This is a genomic window from Mycobacterium sp. NGS15 (assembly GCF_059813245.1).
The window spans coordinates 486,476-507,240 of the sequence record NZ_JCALEF010000006.1 but is presented as its reverse complement, the minus strand read 5'-3'; the positions used below and the strand labels follow the sequence as shown (position 1 = coordinate 507,240).

Here is a 20,765-nt window from a genome sequence, read left to right as displayed (position 1 = left end):
GATGGCCAAACCCGGTATTCGCCGGGCGTGAAAAGCGGTGTGCACGCCCGGCGGGTCAGGAATTCTTGGACGCTTCCTCGGCGGCCTTGGCCGCATCGCTTCCCGGGCGTTTCTGTGCCACCCAGCCTTCGATGTTGCGCTGCTGACCGGCCGATATCGCCAGTGCGCCCGGTGGCACGTCCTCACGCACGACCGTCCCGGCACCGGTGTACGCGCCGTCGCCGACGGTTACCGGGGCCACGAACATGGTGTCCGATCCGGTCTTCACATGCGAGCCAATTACGGTGCGCCGCTTGGTTTCTCCGTCATAGTTGACGAACACGCTGGATGCCCCGATGTTGCTGTGCTCGCCGATGTCGGCATCCCCCACGTACGTCAGATGCGGCACCTTGGTGCCGCGGCCCACTGTGGAGTTCTTGACTTCCACAAACGCGCCCAGTTTGGCGCTCTCACCGGTCACCGTGCCCGGCCGCAGGTAGGTGAATGGCCCGATCACCGATCGCGCACCGATGGTGGAACCCTGGCCATGGGTGCGGATGACGGTGGCCGAGTCGCCGACCGTCACGTCGATCAGGGTGCTGTCGGGGCCGATGTGGCAATGGCTGCCGATGACGGTCTGCGAGTGCAGTTGGGTACCGGGCGCGATGGTCGCGTCCTGACCGATCCGGACGTCGACATCGATCCAGGTGCTCGACGGGTCGACGATGGTGACTCCGGCGCGCTGGTGGAAGCGGATGATCCGCCGATTCAGCTCGGCGCCCAATTCGGACAGCTGTACGCGATCGTTGACACCGGCCACCAGTGCGCTGTCGTCAACGTGGTTGGCGTGCACCACTTTTCCGCTCTGGCGGATAATGGATACGGCATCGGTGAGATACAGCTCGTGTTGCGCGTTGTTGGAGCGCAGCTGAGACAGCGCGGCGTGCAGTGGCCCGATATCGAAGGCGTACACGCCGGCATTGACCTCACCGATGGCACGTTGACTGTCGGTGGCGTCGGTCTGCTCGACGATCGCGATGACCTCGCGGTCCTGGGTGCGCAGGATGCGTCCGTAGCCGGTGGGATCGGCCAGGGTGGTGGTCAGCAAGGTGGCGGCGGCGGGTTCGGCCTTGTGCCGGCTGATCAGCCCGGCCAGCGTTTCCCCGTCGAGCAGCGGGATATCGCCGGAGGTGACCACGACGGTGCCGGCGAAGTCCGCAGGCAGCGCCTGCAGGCCGCACGCCACGGCGTGCCCGGTGCCGAGTTGCTGTTCCTGGACTGCGACACCGATCTCACGGTGGAGCGATTCGGCGAGGATGTCGACTGCAGTGGCAATGCGTTCGCGGTCGTGTCCCAGCACGATCACCAAGTGCTCGGGATTGACGCTGGCCGCAGCATGCACCGAGTGCGCCAGCATCGAGCGGCCGCCGAGGGTATGCAGCACCTTGGGGATGTCCGAACACATACGGGTGCCGGCACCCGCGGCCAGCACGATTACTGCAGTCCCAGCGGAATTGCCTGGCATTTCCTACTCCCTACTGCTCCGTCGCCAGGACTCGAACCTGAACTATCTGAACCAAAATCAGAGGTGCTGCCGATTACACCACGACGGACTGTTACAGAATGAAGACTGTAGTCGACCAAGGAGCGAGGCTTGCCCGAGCGACATTAGGTCCACGAGCTCGGTTCTGCGACCGAGGAAAGTGATGGCACATGGCGGTACCTGGTAGGCCGGAAGTCCCGGCGCGGACTCCTCGCGTCCGCATGGCCGGCACGGAGCGCCGCCGCCAGCTCATCGATGTGGCGCGGTCGTTGTTCGCTGAACGCGGGTACGAGGCCACTTCCATCGAGGAGATCGCTCAGCGTGCCGGGGTGTCGAAACCGGTCGTGTACGAGCATTTCGGCGGCAAGGAGGGTCTTTATGCCGTCGTGGTGGACCGCGAGATGTCGGTGCTGCTCGACGGCATCACCTCGTCGTTGACGAGTTATCGCTCGAGGGTGCGGCTGGAACAGGTGGCCCTGGCTTTGTTGAGCTATATCGAGGACCGCACAGACGGGTTCCGGATCCTGATCCGTGATTCACCGCCCGGTGTCAGCTCGGGAACGTATTCGAGTCTGCTCAACGACGCGGTCAGTCAGGTGTCGAGCATCCTGGCGGGCGACTTCCAGCGCCGTGGTCTGGACGCTGAGATGGCACCGCTCTACGCGCAGGCGTTGGTGGGGCAGGTATCGATGACGGCCCAATGGTGGCTCGATGCCCGTGAGCCCAAGAAGGAAGTGGTGGCCGCGCACATCGTCAACCTGTGCTGGCATGGTTTGAAGCACCTGGAAGCAGATCCGCAGCTACATGAGGAATGACTCGTCAGGCAGGAACATCTGCCCGGCCCGCACCGTTTGACATAACGAGTGGTTCGCGCAGGAGGTGGTCGACGGTGACGGTGATTCGCCTCGTTCTTGGCGTGGCAGCCGCCGTCGCGGTCGCCGTGATGAGCGCGCCCGTTGCGGCCGCGGACAACTGCAGTGGCCCGCTGACCGCGCGGGTATGTGTGAAGCCGGGCAATGCCGAGTTGCATTCCACGCCGAACCGGGAGTTCATCCCGGAGGTCCCCCAGGCCTCGCCGTGGCTGGTCGTCGGCGGTACCGGCTCGGGTATCTGGATCCCATGACAGACCGCCGCAGCCGGGCCGAACCAGTGCGTGACATGCGCCGATCACCTAGAATTTAATGTGTTGGGGTTGACCACAGGATGAGGTGTTTGTCATGACGTCAGTAGTTGTGCGATGGGCAGTGGTCGGCGCCGCCGCGGCAGCATTGGGCGCCTTGCCCGTGTCGCTGGCCTCGGTTGCCGCGGCCGATCCGCAGTGTGCGGATCCGGCCATGTGTCAATCGGAGCCGCCCAACCCCGAGAATTGCAACGGCGGACCCGACGACATGGTGTGCACCCGTGCGGGGGACGCTGAACTGCACTCTTCGCCGAATCCGGCAGACATCCCGCCGGTGCCGCAGGCCGAGACTCCGCCCTGGATGGTTTTCGGTAACCCCGGTATGGGCGGCCACTAACCGGTAGACACCGGGGCAACGCCGTCCTCGACGGTTGCTTTCAGATCCTCATGAGTCTAATTTTGATTCGTTAGGAAATCTAAGCATTAAAGGGGTGTTGTTCCATGCCTGGCCTTCGATACGCCATGGCGGTGGTAGCGACGGGTCTGCTGACGGCGGTTCCTGTTGGTTGCGACGTGACAAGTTCGGTGCGTGCTGCCCACGGCGGCCATGGGCCGGGACATGGGCCCGGCCATGGGCACTGTACGCAGCCGCGGACGGGTTCTGAGGTGTGCATAACCCCGGGGGACGCGGAGCTCCGGTCCTGGCCGGATCCCGCCGATCTGCCGACGCCGCCGGATGTCCCGGTGCGGCCCGACAATCTTTGACATAGCCACCGCGACAGGCGCGCGCGCAACCCTGGCCGATAGCATTGAAAATGCTGTGAACTAGCTGTATGGCGTGCGAAAAACGCCTAAAGTCAAACCTGGGGTTGATCGATAGGCGAGGTGCGTGTCATGACGTCAAGAATGATGCGATGGGCGGTGGCAGCCGCGGCCGCGCTGGTCGTCATGCCCGCGGTACCGGCCCCTGTGGTGGGGGCGGAGCAGCCGTGCGCGGATCCGGCAATGTGCCAGGCCCCGAGCCCGGCGGCTCCGGTGCACGAGGACGCCGAATTGCACTCGAAGCCGAACCCGGCCGATGTCCCGCAGGTTCCGCAAAGTGGCATGCCGCCGTGGCAGATGATCAATGCTCCCGGTGAGGCGCGTAATCACCCCTGAGCCGCTGGCAGTTGGCTGTGAACTGACTGGGAAGAATGCCGGTCGGATGGCACCATGAGGTGGGCGGACTTATCGTCGTCTCATGATGTTTGTGCTGGTACGGCGTGCGGCGCTGCTAGTGGCCGCGGGTGTCGCCATTGGTATGCCGTTGGCCTTGGGGGTATCCCACGCTGATCCCCCGTGTGCACCGGGTGCCGCCGCATGCGCGCTGCCCACCGCGGTCGTCCCGCCGGCGGGAGCACATGAAAAGTGCAGTGCGCCAAAACCGGGTGAGGAGGTCTGCTCCGAACCTGGTGATGCCGAGCTGCACTCGACCCCGACGGCCCATATCCCGGCACCGCCGTTGACGGTTGCCCCGACCAAGGGCGGTGCCGCGCTCTAGACGAACATGCCTCCGGGCTTCTACCGTGGGAGTCATGCGGTTGTCGCTTACGCGCGCCGTGGTGCCAGCGGCAGTGACGGGCCTCGTCATTGGAGGCTCGGCGGTGGTGGGCGTTTCTGGTGCGAATCAGACCGCCGACCCGTGCGCACCGGGTGCGGCTACGTGTTCCTTGCCGACGACTTCGGTGACGCCGTCGGCAACTATCCGCCCGAGCTGCCAGGAGTCCGCACCCGGCCAGCAGAAGTGCTCAAAACCGGGAAACGCGGAGATTTACTCGACTCCGGACCCCGAGCACGAGCCCACCCCGCCGTTGACGGTCGAGCAGACCAAACCCGCGCCCACCCCACACTGGCCCTAACGCGCGCCGCAGTCCCGCGAGAGTAGATCGGCGATCGTCTCGCGGCGTACAAGTTCGCGCACCCGTCCATCGCGAACCCCGAGCACCGGGGGCCGCCCGACCAGGTTGTAGGACGAGGCCATGCTGTGGTTGTACGCACCGGTGCAGGCCACGGCCAGCACGTCGCCGGGCCGCACATCGGAGGGCAGGCTGACATCGCGGGCGATCTCGTCGCCGGATTCGCAGTGCCGCCCGGCTACGGTGACCAGCTGTGGTGGCGCGGAGGGATGCCGATTGGCCAGCGCGACACTGTATTTTGCGTCGTAGAGCGAGACGCGGGGGTTGTCGCTCATGCCGCCGTCGACGGCCACGAAGGTGCGTCCGCCCGGCTGCGTCTTGACCGACACCACTCGGTACAGCGTGACGCCCGCGCGCGCGGAGATGGCACGACCGGGCTCCACCACGACGCGCGGCCGCGGGAATCGCTCAGCCGCGCAGGCGGCGTCGAGGGCGTCGTCGATGAAATCCGCCAGTTCGGCGAGATCGAGTTCGGGGTCACCCGAACGGTAGGGCACACCGTGGCCGCCGCCGATATTGAGTTCACCCAGGATCACGCCGTGCTTGGCGCGGATATCGGCCATCACGGCGATCATGCGGCGGATGGTCTCGCCGTAGAGCGCGCAGTCGGTGACCTGTGAGCCGATATGGCAGTGCAGGCCCACCAGGTTGAGTAGAGGTTGGTCAAGAACACGGCGGACGGCCTCGGTGGCATGCCCACCCTGGAGCGGGAATCCGAACTTCTGGTCGGTGACACCCGTCGTGACCGCGGAATGTCCGTGGATGTCGATATCGGGGGTCACGCGCACCAGCACCCGCTGGCGCTTGGACAGCCGGGTGGCCAGGAACATGATCTCTGTGTAGGAGTCCACCACGATCCGGCCCACGCCCACCGCGGCCGCGTCACTGAGCTCGTCAGGGGTCTTGGCGTTGCCGTGCATGATGATTCGTTCCGGATCGAATCCGCCCGCGAGTGCGGTCGCCAACTCGCCGGAGGAGCAGACGTCCAGCGACAGGCCCTCTTGTGCCACCCAGCGCGCGACGTCGGCTGTCAGCAGCGCCTTGCTGGCGTATGCGACTTCGATCTCGCGCAGGGTGCTGCGATAGCGGCGGGCGCGGTAGCGGAAGTCCTCCTCGTCAAGCACGTATGCGGGGGTGCGGAATTGGTCGGCGATTTCCGAGAGTGCCGTCTCTCCGACGCACATCCGGCCCTGCTCGTCCAGGTGTGTGGTCACCGGCCATACGGCCGGGTCGACGCGTGGCCGCGCCACGTTGTGTAAGGACGGCAGGAGGTCCAGAAGTGTCATGCATCCACCGTGCGCCTGTGGCGAGCGCATGCGGAGTTTCTTGACGCTGCCTTGACGGTGATGGGCCCGATTTTGGCGAGATCTGGGCGCCGTAGAATGGAGCCACCATGACTGTGACTGCCCCGCCTCTCGCCGGGGTGATCCGGACAGCCTTGCGGGATCCCGCATTCGATGTACTTGCCCCGGCCATCGCCGCCAAGACCGGCCTTGATCTGACGGCACCGTCGTGTGCCCGGGCATTCGTCGTGACCGGTCTCGCCGATGCGAGCGATGCGCCCGTCTTGGTTGTGACGGCCACCACCCGGGAAGCGCAAGACCTTACCGCCGAGCTGCGCGACGTATACGGCGATGCGGTGACGTTGTTGCCGTCCTGGGAGACGCTTCCGCATGAACGGTTGTCGCCCGGAGTCGACACCGTAGGCGCACGGCTGCAGGTGCTGCACCGGCTGGCGCATCCGCAGGATTCCCGGATGGGGCCACCGCTGCGGGTCGTGGTCACCACGATTCGCTCGCTGTTGCAGCCGATGTCCCCAGGGCTGTTCGATCTTGAGCCCGTGGAGCTCATGGTCGGTGCCGAGTCGGAATTCGACGGACTGATCGCCCGCCTGGTGGAACTCGCATACACCCGCGTGGACATGGTGGCGGGCCGCGGTGAGTTCGCGGTGCGTGGCGGCATTCTCGATGTCTTCAGTCCCACCGCAGACCATCCGGTGCGTGTCGAGTTCTGGGGCGACGAGGTCAGCGAGATGCGCTACTTCTCGGTCGCCGACCAGCGATCGATCCCCGAGCTGGAGGTCACCTCCGTGCTCGCGATGCCCTGCCGCGAACTGCTGCTCACCGCGCAGGTACGTGCCCGTGCTGCCGAACTTGCCGCGGTGGCGAGTGCCTCCGCGGAGGTGCCCGATGAGCACCGGATCGGGACCGGGGTGGCGGAGATGCTGGCCAAGCTGGCGGACGGCATCTGCGTCGACGGGATGGAATCGCTGCTGCCCGTGCTGCATTCGGGCGAGCTCACCATGCTCGTCGATCATCTGCCTGATACCGCCCCGGTGCTGGTCTGCGATCCGGAGAAGGTGCGCACCCGGTCGGCGGACTTGGAGCGCACCGGCCGCGAGTTCCTCGAGGCCTCCTGGTCGGTCGCCGCGATCGGCGCCGACGCTCCGATCGACATTGCGGCGCTGGCAGACTCGGGGTTTAGGGAGCTTGATGACGTCAAGCGCACTGCCGATGAGGCCGGACATCCGTGGTGGTCGCTGAGCCCGCTGAGCATGGGTGACGACCAGTCTGTCGAGCTGGCGGTGCGCCCGTCGCCGTCCTCGCGCGGTCACAAGGAAGGCGCCGCGGAGATTTTCGCGATGCTGCGCGCCCACGTGATGACGGGTGGACGGGCAGCGGTGGTGGCCGCAGGCGCGGGTACCACCCACCGGATTATCGAGCAGCTAGCCGAAACAGAAACGCCTGCCACGTTGTTGGAGCCGGGAGCCGAGCCCGCCGAGGGGGTTGTCGGAGTACTGCGCGGCCACCTCACCGACGGTGTGGTGCTGGCCGGGGCCAATGTCGTCATCGTCACCGAGACCGATCTCACCGGCAGCCGGGTGGCGGCCACCGATGGCAAGCGGCTACCCGCCAAGCGCCGTAACCAGGTTGACCCGCTCGCCCTCACCGCCGGCGACCTCGTCGTACACGATCAGCACGGCATCGGGCGATTCGTCGAGATGGTGGAACGCACCGTCGGCGGGGCCCGTCGGGAGTACCTGGTGCTGGAGTACGCCTCGGGCAAGCGCGGCGCCGCCGCCGGTGGGCAGAGCGATCGCCTGTATGTGCCGATGGATGCCCTCGATCAGCTGTCTCGATATGTGGGTGGTGAGTCACCCGGCCTGAGTCGCCTCGGGGGTAGCGACTGGACCAACACGAAAACTAAGGCGCGCAAGGCTGTTCGTGAGATCGCCGGTGAGCTCGTTGCGCTGTACGCGGCGCGCCAGGCCGCTCCCGGTCATGCCTTCGCGCCGGATACTCCGTGGCAGCGGGAGATGGAAGACGCCTTCGGGTTCGTCGAGACCGTCGATCAGCTGACCGCCATCACCGAGGTGAAATCCGATATGGAGAAACCAGTCCCGATGGACCGGGTGGTGTGCGGCGACGTGGGCTATGGAAAGACCGAGATCGCGGTGCGGGCGGCGTTCAAGGCTGTCCAGGACGGTAAGCAAGTCGCGGTGCTGGTGCCCACGACACTGCTTGCCGACCAGCACCTGCAGACCTTCACCGATCGCACCGCGGGATTCCCGGTGAAGGTGGCGGGCCTGTCCCGATTCACCGATCCGGCCACCTCGAAGCTGGTCATCGAGGGAATGGCCGACGGCTCAGTCGATATCGTGATCGGTACCCATCGTCTGCTGCAGACGGCTGTGCGATGGAAGGACCTCGGTCTGGTGATCGTCGACGAGGAGCAGCGCTTCGGCGTCGAGCACAAGGAACACATCAAGGCGCTGCGCACCCACGTGGACGTTCTCACGATGAGCGCCACCCCGATCCCGCGCACGCTGGAGATGAGCCTGGCCGGCATCCGCGAGATGTCGACCATCCTCACTCCGCCCGAAGAGCGCTACCCAGTCCTGACGTACGTGGGCCCGCACGATGACAAGCAGGTGGCGGCGGCGCTGCGCCGCGAGCTGTTGCGTGACGGACAGGCGTTCTACGTGCACAACCGGGTGAGCACGATCGACAGAGCCGCCGCTCGACTGCGTGAGCTGGTGCCGGAGGCCAGAGTTGTTGTGGCGCACGGTCAGATGCCCGAGGAATTGCTGGAACGCACCGTCGAGGGCTTCTGGAACCGTGAGTACGACATTCTGGTGTGCACCACCATCATCGAGACGGGGCTGGACATCTCCAACGCGAACACCCTGATCGTGGAGCGGGCAGATATCTTCGGGCTGTCGCAGCTGCACCAGCTGCGTGGCCGCGTCGGCCGTAGCCGTGAACGTGGATATGCCTACTTCCTGTATTCGCCCGAGGTTCCGCTGACCGAGACCGCGTACGACAGGCTCTCGACAATCGCCCAGAACAACGATCTCGGTGCCGGCATGGCCGTCGCCATGAAGGACCTGGAGATTCGTGGGGCGGGCAACGTGCTCGGCGTCGAGCAATCCGGTCATGTCGCCGGGGTGGGTTTCGATCTCTACGTCCGGCTTGTCGGCGAGGCCGTCGAGGCATACCGCGCTGCGGCTGACGGGAAGACGGTGCAGACCGCGGAGGAGCCCAAGGAGGTGCGTATCGATCTTCCCGTCGACGCGCATCTGCCCACCGACTACATCGGCAGTGACCGGTTGCGCCTCGAGGCGTACCGCAGGCTGGCGGCAGCAGGGGACGCCACGCAGATCAGTGCGGCCGTGGAAGAGCTCATCGACCGGTATGGCCCGCTGCCGCTTCCGGTCCAGCGACTTGTCGCCGTGGCCTCGCTGCGTCTGCTGTGCCGCGAGATGGAAATCACCGATCTCTCGGTGACCGGCACCAATATCCGGATACAGCCGCTACCGCTTTTGGATTCGGCGCAATTGCGGCTCAAACGCTTGCATCCGTCGGCTCAGTATCGTGCGACGACTTCCGTTGTCCAGGTTCCCATTCCGCGTGCCGGCGACGGAGGTGTGGGCTCGGAGCGAATCCGGGACCTGGAGCTCGTGCATATGATCGTCGACCTGCTGCTGGCATTGTCGGGGCGTCCCGCGGGCAGTGTTGATATAACACCAGTGGAGGTGAGCAAATGACCGTCATCCTTGTGGACCCGCGCCATCCGTCGATGGTCCCGGTGGAGGCCGTTGATTTGCTCGCCGGCGATCTGCAGTACACCGAGGAACTGCCGGTTCGGCTGGCGTGGTCGCTGTCGACCGCGCGTCCGGTGTACGTCGGAGATGATGCCCCCGCGCTGCTGTCCTCGGACCGCGATCATCCGGAGGTGAAGGCGCGGATCGGGGCAGGGGCCAAGGTTATCGCGCCGCCGGTGCGTCAGGGCGAGAAGCTCATCGACGCGGTGGCGGTGATGGACCGGCTGCGGACGAACGGCCCGTGGGAGAGCACTCAGACCCACGATTCCCTGCGCCGGTACTTACTCGAAGAGACCTACGAGCTGTTCGATGCCGTGCGCACCGGTGATGTGGACGAGCTCCGCGAAGAGCTGGGAGATGTACTGCTGCAGGTGCTCTTCCATGCCCGCATCGCGGAAGACGCCCCGGAGCATCCATTCAACATCGACGATGTCGCCGAGGCGCTACTGAACAAGTTGGGTAACCGCATTCCGGTAATACTCGGCGCTGGTGGGGATTCCAGCTCGATCTCGCTGGAAGAGCAACTGGCGCAATGGGAAGAGCGCAAGGCGCAGGAGAAGGATCGCGACTCGTGCCTGGACGGTGTGTCCAGTAGCCAGCCCGCGCTCGCACTTACCCAGAAGGTGCTGGGCAGGGTGACGGCTGCGGGGCTGCCCAAGGAGTTGATCCCGGCGCAGCTGCTGTCGGTGACCATTGAACTCGAGGGCGACGCCGAGAACCAGTTGCGTGCAGATGTTTTGGAGTTCATGGACACCGTGCGCCGCGCCGAGAGAGCCATTCTGGCCGGGCGGCGCGGTGAGGATGTCGCCGCAGGGTTGGCCAGCACGGACCTGCGCGGTGTGGACGGCGAGGAGTGGCGCGAACATTGGCTGCGGAATCCGGTTGAGGCGTCTGCCGACGACGCCGATGCAGAGTCGGTGTAGACCCAGACGGTAGCTACGTCCGCGCCGGACGGGCCTTTGTGCCCGGCTTCGCGGGACTATGGTCCGCACAGCATTTGCACAGCATTTAGGTACGCCATACCTTATCTAGGTGGTCTTATCGGATGCGGTTCCCAATCTGCTTATAGGCCTGAGGGAGGGCCTGGAGGCGGGGCTCGTGGTGAGCATTCTGCTTGCCGCTGTCCATCGTTCACCGCTGGCGGCCGAGGGGCGCCGGGCCACCGCCCCGGTATGGCTGGGCGTGCTCGGTGCACTCTCCGTGTCGGCCAGCTTCGCGGCGGTGCTCAACTCCACGACCAGCTCGCTCGGTGCACATGGCCAGGACGTGGTGGGCGGCGTACTCAGCATCCTCGCCGTCGGATTGGTCACCGCGATGATCTTCTGGATGTCGCGCACCGCCGCCAGCCTGTCTGGCGAGCTGTCCGGGAAGGTTGAGCACGCCCTCATCCTCGGTGCGGGTGCGCTGGCCCTGACGGCGTTTTTGGCTGTAGCCCGCGAGGGACTGGAGACAACGCTGTTCTTCTGGACCGCGGCCAAGGCGGCGGGGGAGACCACCGGACCGGTGATCGGCGGTGCGATCGGGCTGGCGATCGCGGTCGCGCTGTGCTGGCTGCTGTATCGCCGCGCGGTCAAGCTCAACCTCAAGGTGTTCTTCACGCGTACGGCCGTGGTGCTCATCGTGATCGCCGCGGGCATCCTTGCGTATGGCATCGGCGACCTGCAGACCGCGGGGTGGCTGCCCGGGCGGGCCTGGTACGCATTCGATCTGAGCCAACACATTTCAGCGGACTCCTGGTGGGTCACCATTGTCACGGGTATCACTCAGCTCACCCCGCGGATGACCGTGCTGCAGGTGGTGGCGTGGGCTGGGTACCTGATATTGGTGATACCTCCGTTCTTACGGGTGTCACGCCAAAACCATTCGCCCACGGGCGCGCCGGAAACGGACGGGGAACCGTCGGCCTTCGCCCGGCTGATTGGGCAGCGTCCGCTCGCGGTTGCCGCGGCCATCGTGGTGGTGCCGGTACTCGCCGCGGCCGCGGTGATCGCGATTCTGCCGTCCGCCGATCGCGATGCCGGTACGCAGGTGACCGTGACTGCCACGGGGTGCGCGGAGGACTGGAAGTCCGCTGGCACTGGAGTGCAGACATTCTCTGTCGTGAACAAGTCGGGTAAGACCGGTGAGATCAACCTGGTGGATGGCAGCAACGGCGTGGTGGCCGAGATCGAAACTCTCGGGCCGTCTACTAGCTCCACGATCACCGCAACGCTCTCTGACGGGACGTACACGTTCGCGTGTCTGATGGCCGGAGAGCCGGTCAGGTACTCCGCGCCCCTGCAGGTCAGCGGGAACGCCGTTGCTGATGCGCCCCGGCCTGTCGTCAGGGTGACCGAGGACGACCTCAAGCCGCCGATGGAGGCCTACCAGCGTTACGCCGATAATCTCTTGGCTGCACTGGGCACCCAGGCGCGGGCACTTCGTACCGACCTTGCCGCGGGAAACATCGAAGCGGCTAAGAAGGATTGGACGCCGGCGATTCTGACCTGGAATCGGATCGGTGCGGCGTATGGCAGTTTCAAGGACTATGGGGACGCCATCGCCGGGCTGCCGCACGGGCTCGCAGCGGGGGTGCACGATCCCGACTTCAAAGGCTTGCGCCGCCTGGAGTACGGGCTGTGGCATGGGCAGCCCGCGTCCGTGTTGGCGCCGTTGGCAGAGGAATTGGTGTCCACTATCGACACGCTGCGTGCGCATCTGGCGGACGTGATGACCGAACCCGCCGATCAGACGAAGCGCCCACACGAAATCCTCGAGGACACCTTGCGATTCCAGCTGATGGGTTACACGAACCAGGGGGCGGGCACCGAGTATCCGGAGGCGGCGGCCGCGGTCGAGGCCACCCGGGCGGTACTGGGTCAGTTCTCCGCGCTGATCAATGCGCGTGATCCAAAACTGTTGGGAGAAATCAATTCCCAGCTAGATATTCTTGACGCAGCACTCAGGGCAACGCAGCAAGGGGGGCGCTGGCGACCGCTTGACCAGGTGCCGCTGGCCGGCCGCCAGGCGGTGGATGCCGCGCTAGGGCAAGTGCTTGAGACGCTTGCCTCGGTACCGCTGCTTATCGAACTCCCGCCGAGCCGTTGACCAAGGAGTCGCGCAATATGGATGTCAACCGCAGGAATTTCCTACGCGGCGCTGCCATCGGTGCCGCCGGCACCGCGGTAACGGGTGCGGTGATCGTCAAGGGTGCCGAAGTCGACGCGAACGCGGCGGCCGTAGCCGTACCGCCGAGTCGATACCCCTTCCACGGGGCCAGGCAATCGGGAATCCTTACCCCGGTTCCCGCCGAGAAACAGAATTTCGCCTGCCACGTGGCCTTCGACGTGACGTCGAAGAACAGGGATGCGCTGGCTGCGGCCTTCAGGAAGCTGACCGAGCGGGCGCGGTTCCTGTGTGCCGGTGGCACCCCGCCCGAGCTGGGTGTGGGGCAACCGCCCGCGGACAGCGAGGTGGTCGGGCCTGTGGTTGAGCCCGATGGGCTGACGGTAACGGTGGCCGTCGGGCCGAGCCTGTTCGATACCAGATTCGGGCTGACCGACCGTAAGCCTGCCAAGCTCAAACCAATGACGGTGTTCCCCAATGATTTTCCCGAGGCGGCGTGGTCACACGGCGATCTGTTGGTTCAGCTGTGCGCCCACAATCCCGATACGGTGCATCACGCGCTGCGCGACATCACCCGTGCGGTGCGCGGCGATCTGCAGATGCGTTGGCGGATTGAGGGGTACAACTCGCCGCCGCGTCCGTCGGGAACGGGCCGCAATCTGTTGGGCTTCAAGGACGGCACCGCCAACCCGGTGTCCGACGATGCCGAGAAGCTGATCTGGGTGGGCCAGGGTGAGCCGGCCTGGACCGCGGATGGCACCTACATGGTGGTGCGCCTCATCCGGATGCTCGTGGAGTTCTGGGACCGTGTCTCCATCAATGAACAGGAGCGGATGTTCGGCCGCCGGCGCGATAGCGGCGCACCGCTGGACGGCAACAACGAGTTCGACACCCCCAACTACGCGACTGATCCCGAAGGTCAGACCATTCCTCTCGATGCGCATATCCGGCTGGCTAATCCGCGCACCACGGAGACAGACAGTCAGCGGTTGGTGCGGCGCTCCTATAACTACGACCTGGGCGTGGATCTGAACGGGAATATGCAGTCGGGCCATGTGTTCGTCTGCTTCCAGCAAGATCTGGAGCGCCAGTTCGAAACCGTGCAGAACCGGTTGAACGACGAGCCTCTCGTCGACTACGTACAGCCGTTCGGTGGCGGGTACTTCTTCGCGCTGCCCGGTGTTACCGATGAGAACGACTGGTACGGAAGGGCCTTGCTCAGTTAGCCGAAGAGTGCCTGACCCCAGTACTCCTTGGGGCCCAGCCCCGGCGGGCAGGCGAAGAGGGCCGAGCCGGTATGCAGGATGTATTCGTTGAGGGCGTCCTCGGTGGCCAGCTTGCGCTGCATCGGGATGAACTGGGTCTGCGGATTGCGGACGAAGGCAATGAAGAACAGCCCCGCGTCCAGATGCCCGAAGCCGTCCGACCCGTCGGTGAAGTTGTAACCGCGGCGCAAGATCTCGATACCGCCCAATTCCTCGGCGGAAGCCAGCCGCACGTGCGCGTCCACGTCGAGCAGCGGTTCCCCGTCGGACTTCTTGCCGGCGAAGTCGATGGCCGCGAACTCGTCGCTCTGGCCAATGGGCGCACCGGATCCCTTGGAGCGCCCAATGACTCGTTCCTGCTCGTTGAGCACCGTCCGATCCCAGCTCTCGATCAGCATCCGGATGCGCCGTGCCACCAGGTACGTGCCGCCCGTCATCCATTCAGGGTTGTCACCCTTGGCCACCCAGACGCTGGTGTCGACCTTCCCGGTGTCTTCGGACTTGATGTTGCGGGTGCCGTCCTTGAACCCGAACAGGTTCCGTGGCGTCACCTGCGAGCGGCTGGTCGAGGAGGTTCGGCCGAAGCCCAGCTGTGACCACTTGACCGCGACGGTTCCGAAGCCCACCCGGGCCAGGTTGCGGATGGCATGCACTGCAACTTGCGGGTCGTCGGCGCAGGCCTGAATGCAGATATCGCCGCCGCAACGGGCGGGGTCCAGCTTCTCGTTGCGGAACTTCGGCAGTTCCTGCAACGCGGGTGGCAGCTTGTCGGCGATGCCGAATCGGTCCACCCCGTCCTTGCGGAAGAACGATGGCCCGAACCCGATCGTCAGCGTCAGCGCGGAGGCGGCCAGGTCCAGTGCCTCGCCGGTATCCGTCGGTGGGGCATAGGGATTGCCGTCCACCGCGCCGCCCGGCGTGGTCTCCTCGCCCTGGGACATCCGCTCGGCCATATCGGTCCACTGGCGCAGCATGGCCTGGACCTCGCCGCGGGTGGCGTTGGGCATCACGTCGAAGGCGCAAAAATGCATCCGGTCCTGGGCCGGGGTGACGATCCCGGCCTGGTGGTCGCCCCGGAACGGCACCCTGACGTTGGCCGGGCCAGTGCTCGCGGCGGACGCGCGTCCGCCCAGCACGCCCGCCCCGGCCGCTCCGGCGACGGCCGCCGTGACACCGGCCGCGCCCAGTATCTTGCGGCGGGAGAGCCCGCTACCTTCCGGCGATGACACCCTGCACCTCGCTGACCTCCTTGGAGAGTGCATCGATGGCGTGCGCCAGTTCGGTGCGCTGTTCCTGTGTCACGGTGTCGTAGAGGACGAATCCGTCGCCCTTGCGGTACTTCCCGAGTAGCACGTCGACCTCCTTGAAGCGCTTGTCGATCGCCTGCCCCAGCTCTGGTTTGCGCTCATCGAGGATCGGGCGCACGGTCGCGATCGCGTTCTGTGAGCCGTCGAGGTTGGCCTGGAAGTCCCACAGGTCGGTGTGGCTGAAAAACTCCTCTTCGCCGGAGATCTTGGTCCGTGACACCTCATCGAGCAAGGTCTGTGCACCGCCGGCGATCTTGGTGGTGTTGATGTCGAAGTCCTTGGCGCGCACGCCGTCAGAGAGCTCCTTGATGTCCTTGAGCAGCTGATCGGCGATGGCATCGGTATCGGGCTGCAGCCCGGTCGACCAGAGGTCCTTCTCCAGCCGGTGGTATCCGGTCCACTTTTCGCCGGGCTGAACATCGGCCTCGCGCAGGTCGATTCGTGGGTCCAGATCGTTGGGGAAGGCTTCGGCGACCGGCTCGATCCGCTCGTAGTACACACGGCTGGTCGCGTATTGTGCCTTGGCAGAGGCGATGTCCTTGGCCTTGACCGCGTCGACGAACTTGGCGGCGGATTCACTGAGGGCGTCCACCTGGGTGATCACGTAGCCGCGGTAGCGGTCGGTGGCATCCTTGAACTTGCCTTCGGCGTCCAGCTTCACCGCGGCTCCGGTGATCTTGAAATCGCCGCGGATGCCGTCGCCGATCATGCCCGGCTTGCATGCGGTCTGGTACGTGCCGGGCTCGGTGAACTGCACGATGAGCTTGCGGCCGATGCCCGAACCGATGTTCTCGACCTCGCCGAGCGCGCGGTCACCCTTGTCGTAGACGTAGAACTCGGTGACCTTCGACCCGTTGTTGGTCACCTTGAAAGTGACTGGGCCCGTGGTGGCCTCGGTCTTGGACACCTCGCAGCTGGTGTCGGTGGCGGTAACGGTGACCTCTTGACCCGCACCGGCGGCACCGCCCTCGGAAGATTCCTTGGGGGTACAGCCTGCCAGTGTCATACCGGTGGCCACGGCAAGCGCGGCGGCTGCGTAGGCGGGTGATGGTCTCATCCAGCGGTCCTCTCGGGTTGGGCTTCTGCGGTGGTCGGCGCCTTGGGCTGGACAGCCACCGGGCGTAGGAAGAGACCGAGCACGATCACCAGGTAGGTGATCCAGCCCGCGAGTTGCAGCACCGTCGGGGTGGGTGTCACGTTGAAGATGCCGCGTAGCAGTTCGCCATACCAGGCGCTCCAGTCGAACCAGCCGGTGATGTCAAAGGCCTTGTGCGACAGTCCCGGAAGCCATCCAACCGTTTGGAGGGCGCCGATGCCGTAGGACAGGATCCCGGCGGCCACCACCACCAGAAAGGCGCCGGTGTACTTGAAGAACTTGCTCAAGTTGATCTTGATCGCGCCGCGGTACATGCCGTAGGACAACACGGTTGCGGCGGCGACTCCGGTGACGAGTCCGGCCAGGGGCCAGCCGGTTCCGGCCTTGGCGTATCCGACCATGAACAGTGCGGTCTCAACGCCTTCGCGGCCGACCGACAGGAACGCGACGACCAGGACCGCCAACGAGCCCGTTTCCAATGCTTGGGCCATGCCGTGACGCAATTCGCCAGCGATGCTGGCCGCTGCCGTGCGCATCCACAGCACCATGGTCGTCACGATTGCTACCGCGACCAGCGAGGCCACGCCAGCGATCGCTTCGGCGCCCAGGTCGCTGATGGTGTTACTGCCGAAATGGATCGTCACGAAGATCAGCAGTGTCATCGCGATGGCACCGGCCACACCGAGCCATACCCACCGCAGTGCGTCGCGACGGTTCGACTTCACCAGGAAAGCCACCAGGATCATGACGACGATCCCGCATTCGAGCCCTTCGCGCAGGCCGATGAGGCCGCTGCTGAAGTATTGCGAGAAATTGGTCGGCCCGTCGGCTAGGACGCCGATATTGCGCATGTCCAGGGTCCTTTTCCTTCATATGACTTTGGCTAGCCAACGCTTGCCAAGGTGCGGCTGACCTTACCTGAATTGGATGCTCGGAGGCGATGGCGCAGCAACGGCTGCGTCCGCGTGTGGCCGGCTCATGCAACGATGGAGGGCAATCCATCGCACCGTCTAGGAGTTCCGTCGTGTCGTCCCTCGCTGTGCGCTCGTTGTCGGCGCGCTTGGTGCGGATCGTGCTCGTCGTCTCCATTTCGACGTTTCTGCTGGCTGCGGGCTGTTCCTGGGAGTTGGGCGGACGATCGCCGTTACCGCAGGGAGTGCCGCCACCCGCGGGGGATCCGGTGCCCGACATCGCGACGCCGCCCGCGCTGATCCACGGCCGCCCGGCCGACCAGCTGCGGGAATGGTCCGCGCCGCGTGCCCAGAAGACCGGAATCCCCGTCATCGCGCTGGAGGCGTACGCGTACGCGGCCAAGGTCGCCGAGCAGGAGAATCCGCGGTGCAAGATCGCGTGGACGACGCTGGCCGGAATCGGCACCGTCGAGAGCCACAACGGCACCTACCACGGTGCCGAGCTGCAGCCCAACGGCGATGCGCTGCCGCCGATCCGTGGGGTGCGCTTGGACGGATCCAACGGAAACCTGCGGCTCCCCGACACGGACAAGGGCGTGTTGGACGGTGACGCGAACCAGGACCGTGCGATGGGACCCATGCAGTTCATCCCCGAGACCTGGCGTATCTACGGTGTGCGGGCCGCGGGCGAGGGTGAGCCCAGCCCCGACAACATCGACGATGCGGCGCTATCGGCGGCGGGGTACCTGTGCTCGCGCGGTGGTGATCTCAGTACCACCGAGGGCTGGATCAAGGCATTGTGGGCCTACAACATGTCGGACGTGTATGCCGAGCAGGTACGGGATTGGGCCACGGCCTACGCCAAGGGTGCCACGCTCTAGCACTAGTCTGTACCCCGACGTTCTTCGCCCCAGCGGCTCATCAACGTACGACGACGGAACCGCAGCACCCCAAAGGAGAGACAGTGCCGATTCTTGAGCAGGTAGGCGCCCGCGAAATCCTCGATTCGCGCGGCAACCCGACCGTCGAGGTCGAGGTCGCCTTGACCGATGGCACGTTCGCACGTGCGGCCGTCCCCTCGGGTGCCTCCACCGGTGAGCATGAGGCCGTCGAGCTGCGTGACGGCGGCGCGCGTTACGGCGGCAAGGGTGTCACCAAGGCCGTGAACGCCGTGCTCGACGAGATCGCGCCGGCGATCATCGGTGAGAGCGCCGATGATCAGCGCCTCATCGATCAGGCTCTGCTCGACCTCGATGGCACCCCGGACAAGTCACGCCTTGGCGCCAACGCCATCTTGGGCGTCTCGCTGGCTGTCGCGAAGGCCGCTGCCGACTCGGCCGGACTGGCGCTGTTCCGGTACCTGGGCGGCCCGAACGCGCACATTCTGCCGGTGCCGATGATGAACATCCTCAACGGTGGCGCACACGCCGATACCGGGGTGGATGTCCAGGAGTTCATGGTGGCGCCCATCGGTGCGCCGAGCTTCAAGGAGTCGCTGCGCTGGGGCACCGAGGTCTACCACTCGCTCAAGTCCGTGCTGAAGAAGCAGGGCCTGTCCACCGGCCTCGGGGACGAAGGTGGATTCGCGCCCGATGTCGCCGGAACCCGGGCCGCGCTGGACTTGATCAGCATCGCGATCGAGGCGACGGGCCTCAAGCTGGGCTCGGATGTGGCGCTGGCGCTGGATGTCGCGGCCACCGAGTTCTACAGCGCTGCAGACGGTTACAGCTTCGAGAAGGAGAAGCGCACCGCCGAGCAGATGGGTGCGTTCTACGCCGAGCTGCTCGACGCCTATCCGCTGGTGTCCATCGAGGACCCGCTGTCCGAGGACGACTGGGATGGCTGGGTGGCGCTCACCACGGCGATCGGTGACCGCGTTCAGCTGGTCGGCGACGACCTGTTTGTCACCAATCCCGAGCGCTTGGAGGAAGGCATCGAGCGGGGTGCCGCGAATGCGTTGCTGGTCAAGGTGAATCAGATCGGCACCCTGACCGAGACCCTCGACGCGGTGACGCTGGCGCACAGCAGCGGCTACAAGACGATGATGAGCCACCGCAGTGGCGAGACCGAGGACACCACCATCGCGGACCTGGCGGTCGCGGTGGGCAGCGGTCAGATCAAGACCGGCGCCCCGGCGCGTAGCGAGCGGGTGGCCAAGTACAACCAGCTGCTGCGCATCGAGGAGACCCTTGGGGACGCTGCCCGCTTTGCAGGGGACCTCGCCTTCCCGCGTTTCTCGATCGAGACGTCCGACTAGCGGATACGCCGACGGGCTGAGGCCGAGCTATGGCTGAATCCAAACGGCGCCCCGCGTCCGGCAGGTCGCGGGGTCCGGCTCCGGCCGCCCGCAAACGGGCGCCGGTCAAGCGGCCTGCGCAGAAGGTCGTCAGGGGTCCGGCAGCACCCGCCAAGGCGGCCAAGACCGGCGGCGCCACCGGCGCGGTGGCGGCATCGATCGAACGCAGCGCCGAGCATCAGTCCGAGCAGCGCCTGGGTTCCACCGCCCGGCGGGCTGCCATCCTGGCCGCCGTGGTGTGCGCGCTGACCCTGACGGTGGCCGGTCCGGTCCGCACCTATTTCTCGCAGCAGGCCGAGAGGAATCAGCTCGCAGCCGCGGAAGCCCAGCTGCGGGACCAGATTGCCTCGCTTGAGGACAAGAAGCGCAGGCTGGCGGATCCGGCCTACATCGCGGCCCAGGCGCGTGAGCGGCTGGGGTTCGTGATGCCGGGCGAGGTGCCGTTCCAGGTGCAGCTGCCGAACACGCCCGTCGATGCCAGGCCACAGTCGCAGGGGCCGGTGGACAACGGCAATCCGTGGTACACCAACCTGTGGCACAACATCGCCGACTCACCGACGACCGTTCCGACCGCGCCCCCCGTGTCACCGGCGCCGCTGCCGTGATCTCCGACGACGATATCGCCGCGGTCACAGGGCAATTGGGCCGTGCGCCGCGAGGAATGCTGGAGGTCTCCTACCGTTGCCCTAACGGTGAGCCGGCCGTCGTGAAGACCGCTCCGCGGCTACCCGATGGCACACCGTTTCCCACGCTCTACTACCTGACGCACCCGGCGCTGACGGCTGCCGCGAGCCGCCTGGAATCCGGTGGGCTGATGCGTGACATGACCGATCGCCTTGCCGCCGACGAGGATCTGGCGGCTGCGTATCTGCGGGCACACGAGAGTTACCTCGCCGAGCGCGATGCCATCGAGCCGCTGGGCACCGCGGTCACTGCGGGCGGTATGCCCGACAGGGTGAAGTGCTTGCACGTGCTGATCGCGCATTCGCTCGCGATGGGCCCGGGCGTCAATCCCTTGGGGGATGAGGCGATTCGAGAGTTGGCGGGCACCATGCCCGGAGTGCTGCCGGAGGTCTGGTGACCG

The 20,765-nt window shown here is 65.8% G+C and carries 20 protein-coding genes and 1 tRNA gene; 15 read left to right on the top strand and 6 right to left on the bottom strand.

The window, feature by feature from the left end:
- Positions 1-55 precede the first annotated feature (55 nt).
- A complete protein-coding gene (gene glmU / locus AC5Y5C_RS20255; RefSeq protein ID WP_499975730.1) occupies positions 56-1,504 on the bottom strand; it encodes a bifunctional UDP-N-acetylglucosamine diphosphorylase/glucosamine-1-phosphate N-acetyltransferase GlmU in 1,449 nt (482 codons plus the stop codon).
- A gap of 16 nt (positions 1,505-1,520) precedes the next feature.
- A tRNA-Gln gene (locus AC5Y5C_RS20250) sits at positions 1,521-1,592 on the bottom strand.
- A 151-nt stretch (positions 1,593-1,743) separates the two neighbouring features.
- Between AC5Y5C_RS20250 and AC5Y5C_RS20245 the strand changes: the two genes are divergently transcribed.
- The 7 genes from AC5Y5C_RS20245 (at position 1,744) to AC5Y5C_RS20215 (ending at position 4,540) form a co-directional block, all read left to right on the top strand.
- A complete protein-coding gene (locus AC5Y5C_RS20245; protein ID WP_070936308.1) occupies positions 1,744-2,337 on the top strand; it encodes a TetR/AcrR family transcriptional regulator in 594 nt (197 codons plus the stop codon).
- A 128-nt stretch (positions 2,338-2,465) separates the two neighbouring features.
- Positions 2,466-2,645 (top strand): hypothetical protein, encoded by a 180-nt coding sequence (locus AC5Y5C_RS20240; protein ID WP_499976100.1) that lies wholly within the window; start codon positions 2,466-2,468, stop codon positions 2,643-2,645.
- A 94-nt stretch (positions 2,646-2,739) separates the two neighbouring features.
- Positions 2,740-3,039 carry a hypothetical protein gene (locus AC5Y5C_RS20235; RefSeq protein WP_096499596.1) on the top strand — a complete coding sequence of 100 codons (300 nt, stop codon included), beginning with the start codon at positions 2,740-2,742 and terminating at the stop codon, positions 3,037-3,039.
- A gap of 104 nt (positions 3,040-3,143) precedes the next feature.
- Positions 3,144-3,407, top strand: coding sequence for a hypothetical protein (locus tag AC5Y5C_RS20230; RefSeq protein WP_499975725.1), 264 nt, complete (start codon positions 3,144-3,146; stop codon positions 3,405-3,407).
- 129 nt (positions 3,408-3,536) lie between these two features.
- Positions 3,537-3,800, top strand: coding sequence for a hypothetical protein (locus AC5Y5C_RS20225; RefSeq protein WP_499975723.1), 264 nt, complete (start codon positions 3,537-3,539; stop codon positions 3,798-3,800).
- 82 nt (positions 3,801-3,882) lie between these two features.
- A complete protein-coding gene (locus tag AC5Y5C_RS20220) occupies positions 3,883-4,182 on the top strand; it encodes a hypothetical protein (RefSeq protein WP_499975722.1) in 300 nt (99 codons plus the stop codon).
- A gap of 34 nt (positions 4,183-4,216) precedes the next feature.
- Positions 4,217-4,540 (top strand): hypothetical protein, encoded by a 324-nt coding sequence (locus tag AC5Y5C_RS20215; RefSeq protein WP_499975720.1) that lies wholly within the window; start codon positions 4,217-4,219, stop codon positions 4,538-4,540.
- On the opposite strand, the gene lysA is transcribed toward AC5Y5C_RS20215, so the two are convergent.
- Positions 4,537-5,883, bottom strand: coding sequence for a diaminopimelate decarboxylase (gene lysA, locus AC5Y5C_RS20210; protein ID WP_499975718.1), 1,347 nt, complete (start codon positions 5,881-5,883; stop codon positions 4,537-4,539). The genes AC5Y5C_RS20215 and lysA overlap by 4 nt on opposite strands.
- Positions 5,884-5,990: 107 nt before the next feature.
- Between lysA and mfd the strand changes: the two genes are divergently transcribed.
- From mfd to efeB (AC5Y5C_RS20190), 4 genes are all read left to right on the top strand, one after another.
- Positions 5,991-9,644, top strand: coding sequence for a transcription-repair coupling factor (mfd, locus tag AC5Y5C_RS20205; protein ID WP_499975717.1), 3,654 nt, complete (start codon positions 5,991-5,993; stop codon positions 9,642-9,644).
- Positions 9,641-10,624: a nucleoside triphosphate pyrophosphohydrolase gene (locus tag AC5Y5C_RS20200; protein ID WP_499975715.1), complete on the top strand. Its 984-nt coding sequence runs from the start codon at positions 9,641-9,643 to the stop codon at positions 10,622-10,624. The genes mfd and AC5Y5C_RS20200 overlap by 4 nt, the downstream gene beginning before the upstream one ends.
- A gap of 109 nt (positions 10,625-10,733) precedes the next feature.
- On the top strand, positions 10,734-12,788 hold the full coding sequence (gene efeU / locus AC5Y5C_RS20195; protein ID WP_499975712.1) for an iron uptake transporter permease EfeU: 2,055 nt from the start codon (positions 10,734-10,736) through the stop codon (positions 12,786-12,788).
- 17 nt (positions 12,789-12,805) lie between these two features.
- Entirely contained in the window at positions 12,806-14,032 is a 1,227-nt protein-coding gene (efeB, locus tag AC5Y5C_RS20190; RefSeq protein ID WP_499975710.1) for an iron uptake transporter deferrochelatase/peroxidase subunit, read from the top strand.
- Here the strand turns inward: efeB (AC5Y5C_RS20190) and efeB (AC5Y5C_RS20185) are convergent.
- From efeB (AC5Y5C_RS20185) to efeU (AC5Y5C_RS20175), 3 genes are read right to left on the bottom strand one after another with little or no spacing between them, the layout of a single operon-like run.
- On the bottom strand, positions 14,029-15,333 hold the full coding sequence (gene efeB / locus AC5Y5C_RS20185; protein ID WP_499975709.1) for an iron uptake transporter deferrochelatase/peroxidase subunit: 1,305 nt from the start codon (positions 15,331-15,333) through the stop codon (positions 14,029-14,031). The two genes, efeB (AC5Y5C_RS20190) and efeB (AC5Y5C_RS20185), sit on opposite strands and share 4 nt — an antisense overlap.
- The gene (efeO, locus tag AC5Y5C_RS20180) at positions 15,281-16,435 is read right to left on the bottom strand and encodes an iron uptake system protein EfeO (protein WP_499975707.1); all 1,155 of its coding nucleotides are present in this window, start codon (positions 16,433-16,435) and stop codon (positions 15,281-15,283) included. The genes efeB (AC5Y5C_RS20185) and efeO overlap by 53 nt, the downstream gene beginning before the upstream one ends.
- Positions 16,432-17,325: an iron uptake transporter permease EfeU gene (efeU, locus tag AC5Y5C_RS20175; protein WP_499975706.1), complete on the bottom strand. Its 894-nt coding sequence runs from the start codon at positions 17,323-17,325 to the stop codon at positions 16,432-16,434. Before efeU (AC5Y5C_RS20175) ends, efeO begins: the two co-directional genes overlap by 4 nt.
- Before the next feature lie 173 nt (positions 17,326-17,498).
- Between efeU (AC5Y5C_RS20175) and AC5Y5C_RS20170 the strand changes: the two genes are divergently transcribed.
- The 4 genes from AC5Y5C_RS20170 (at position 17,499) to AC5Y5C_RS20155 (ending at position 20,762) form a co-directional block, all read left to right on the top strand.
- Positions 17,499-18,266, top strand: coding sequence for a lytic transglycosylase domain-containing protein (locus AC5Y5C_RS20170; protein ID WP_499975704.1), 768 nt, complete (start codon positions 17,499-17,501; stop codon positions 18,264-18,266).
- Positions 18,267-18,349: 83 nt separating this feature from the next.
- The gene (gene eno, locus AC5Y5C_RS20165) at positions 18,350-19,642 is read left to right on the top strand and encodes a phosphopyruvate hydratase (protein WP_078290586.1); all 1,293 of its coding nucleotides are present in this window, start codon (positions 18,350-18,352) and stop codon (positions 19,640-19,642) included.
- Positions 19,643-19,671: 29 nt separating this feature from the next.
- Complete coding sequence (locus AC5Y5C_RS20160) at positions 19,672-20,286, top strand: FtsB family cell division protein (protein WP_499975701.1); 615 nt, start codon at positions 19,672-19,674, stop codon at positions 20,284-20,286.
- Positions 20,283-20,762 carry a DUF501 domain-containing protein gene (locus AC5Y5C_RS20155; RefSeq protein WP_499975698.1) on the top strand — a complete coding sequence of 160 codons (480 nt, stop codon included), beginning with the start codon at positions 20,283-20,285 and terminating at the stop codon, positions 20,760-20,762. Before AC5Y5C_RS20160 ends, AC5Y5C_RS20155 begins: the two co-directional genes overlap by 4 nt.
- Positions 20,763-20,765: the final 3 nt, after the last annotated feature.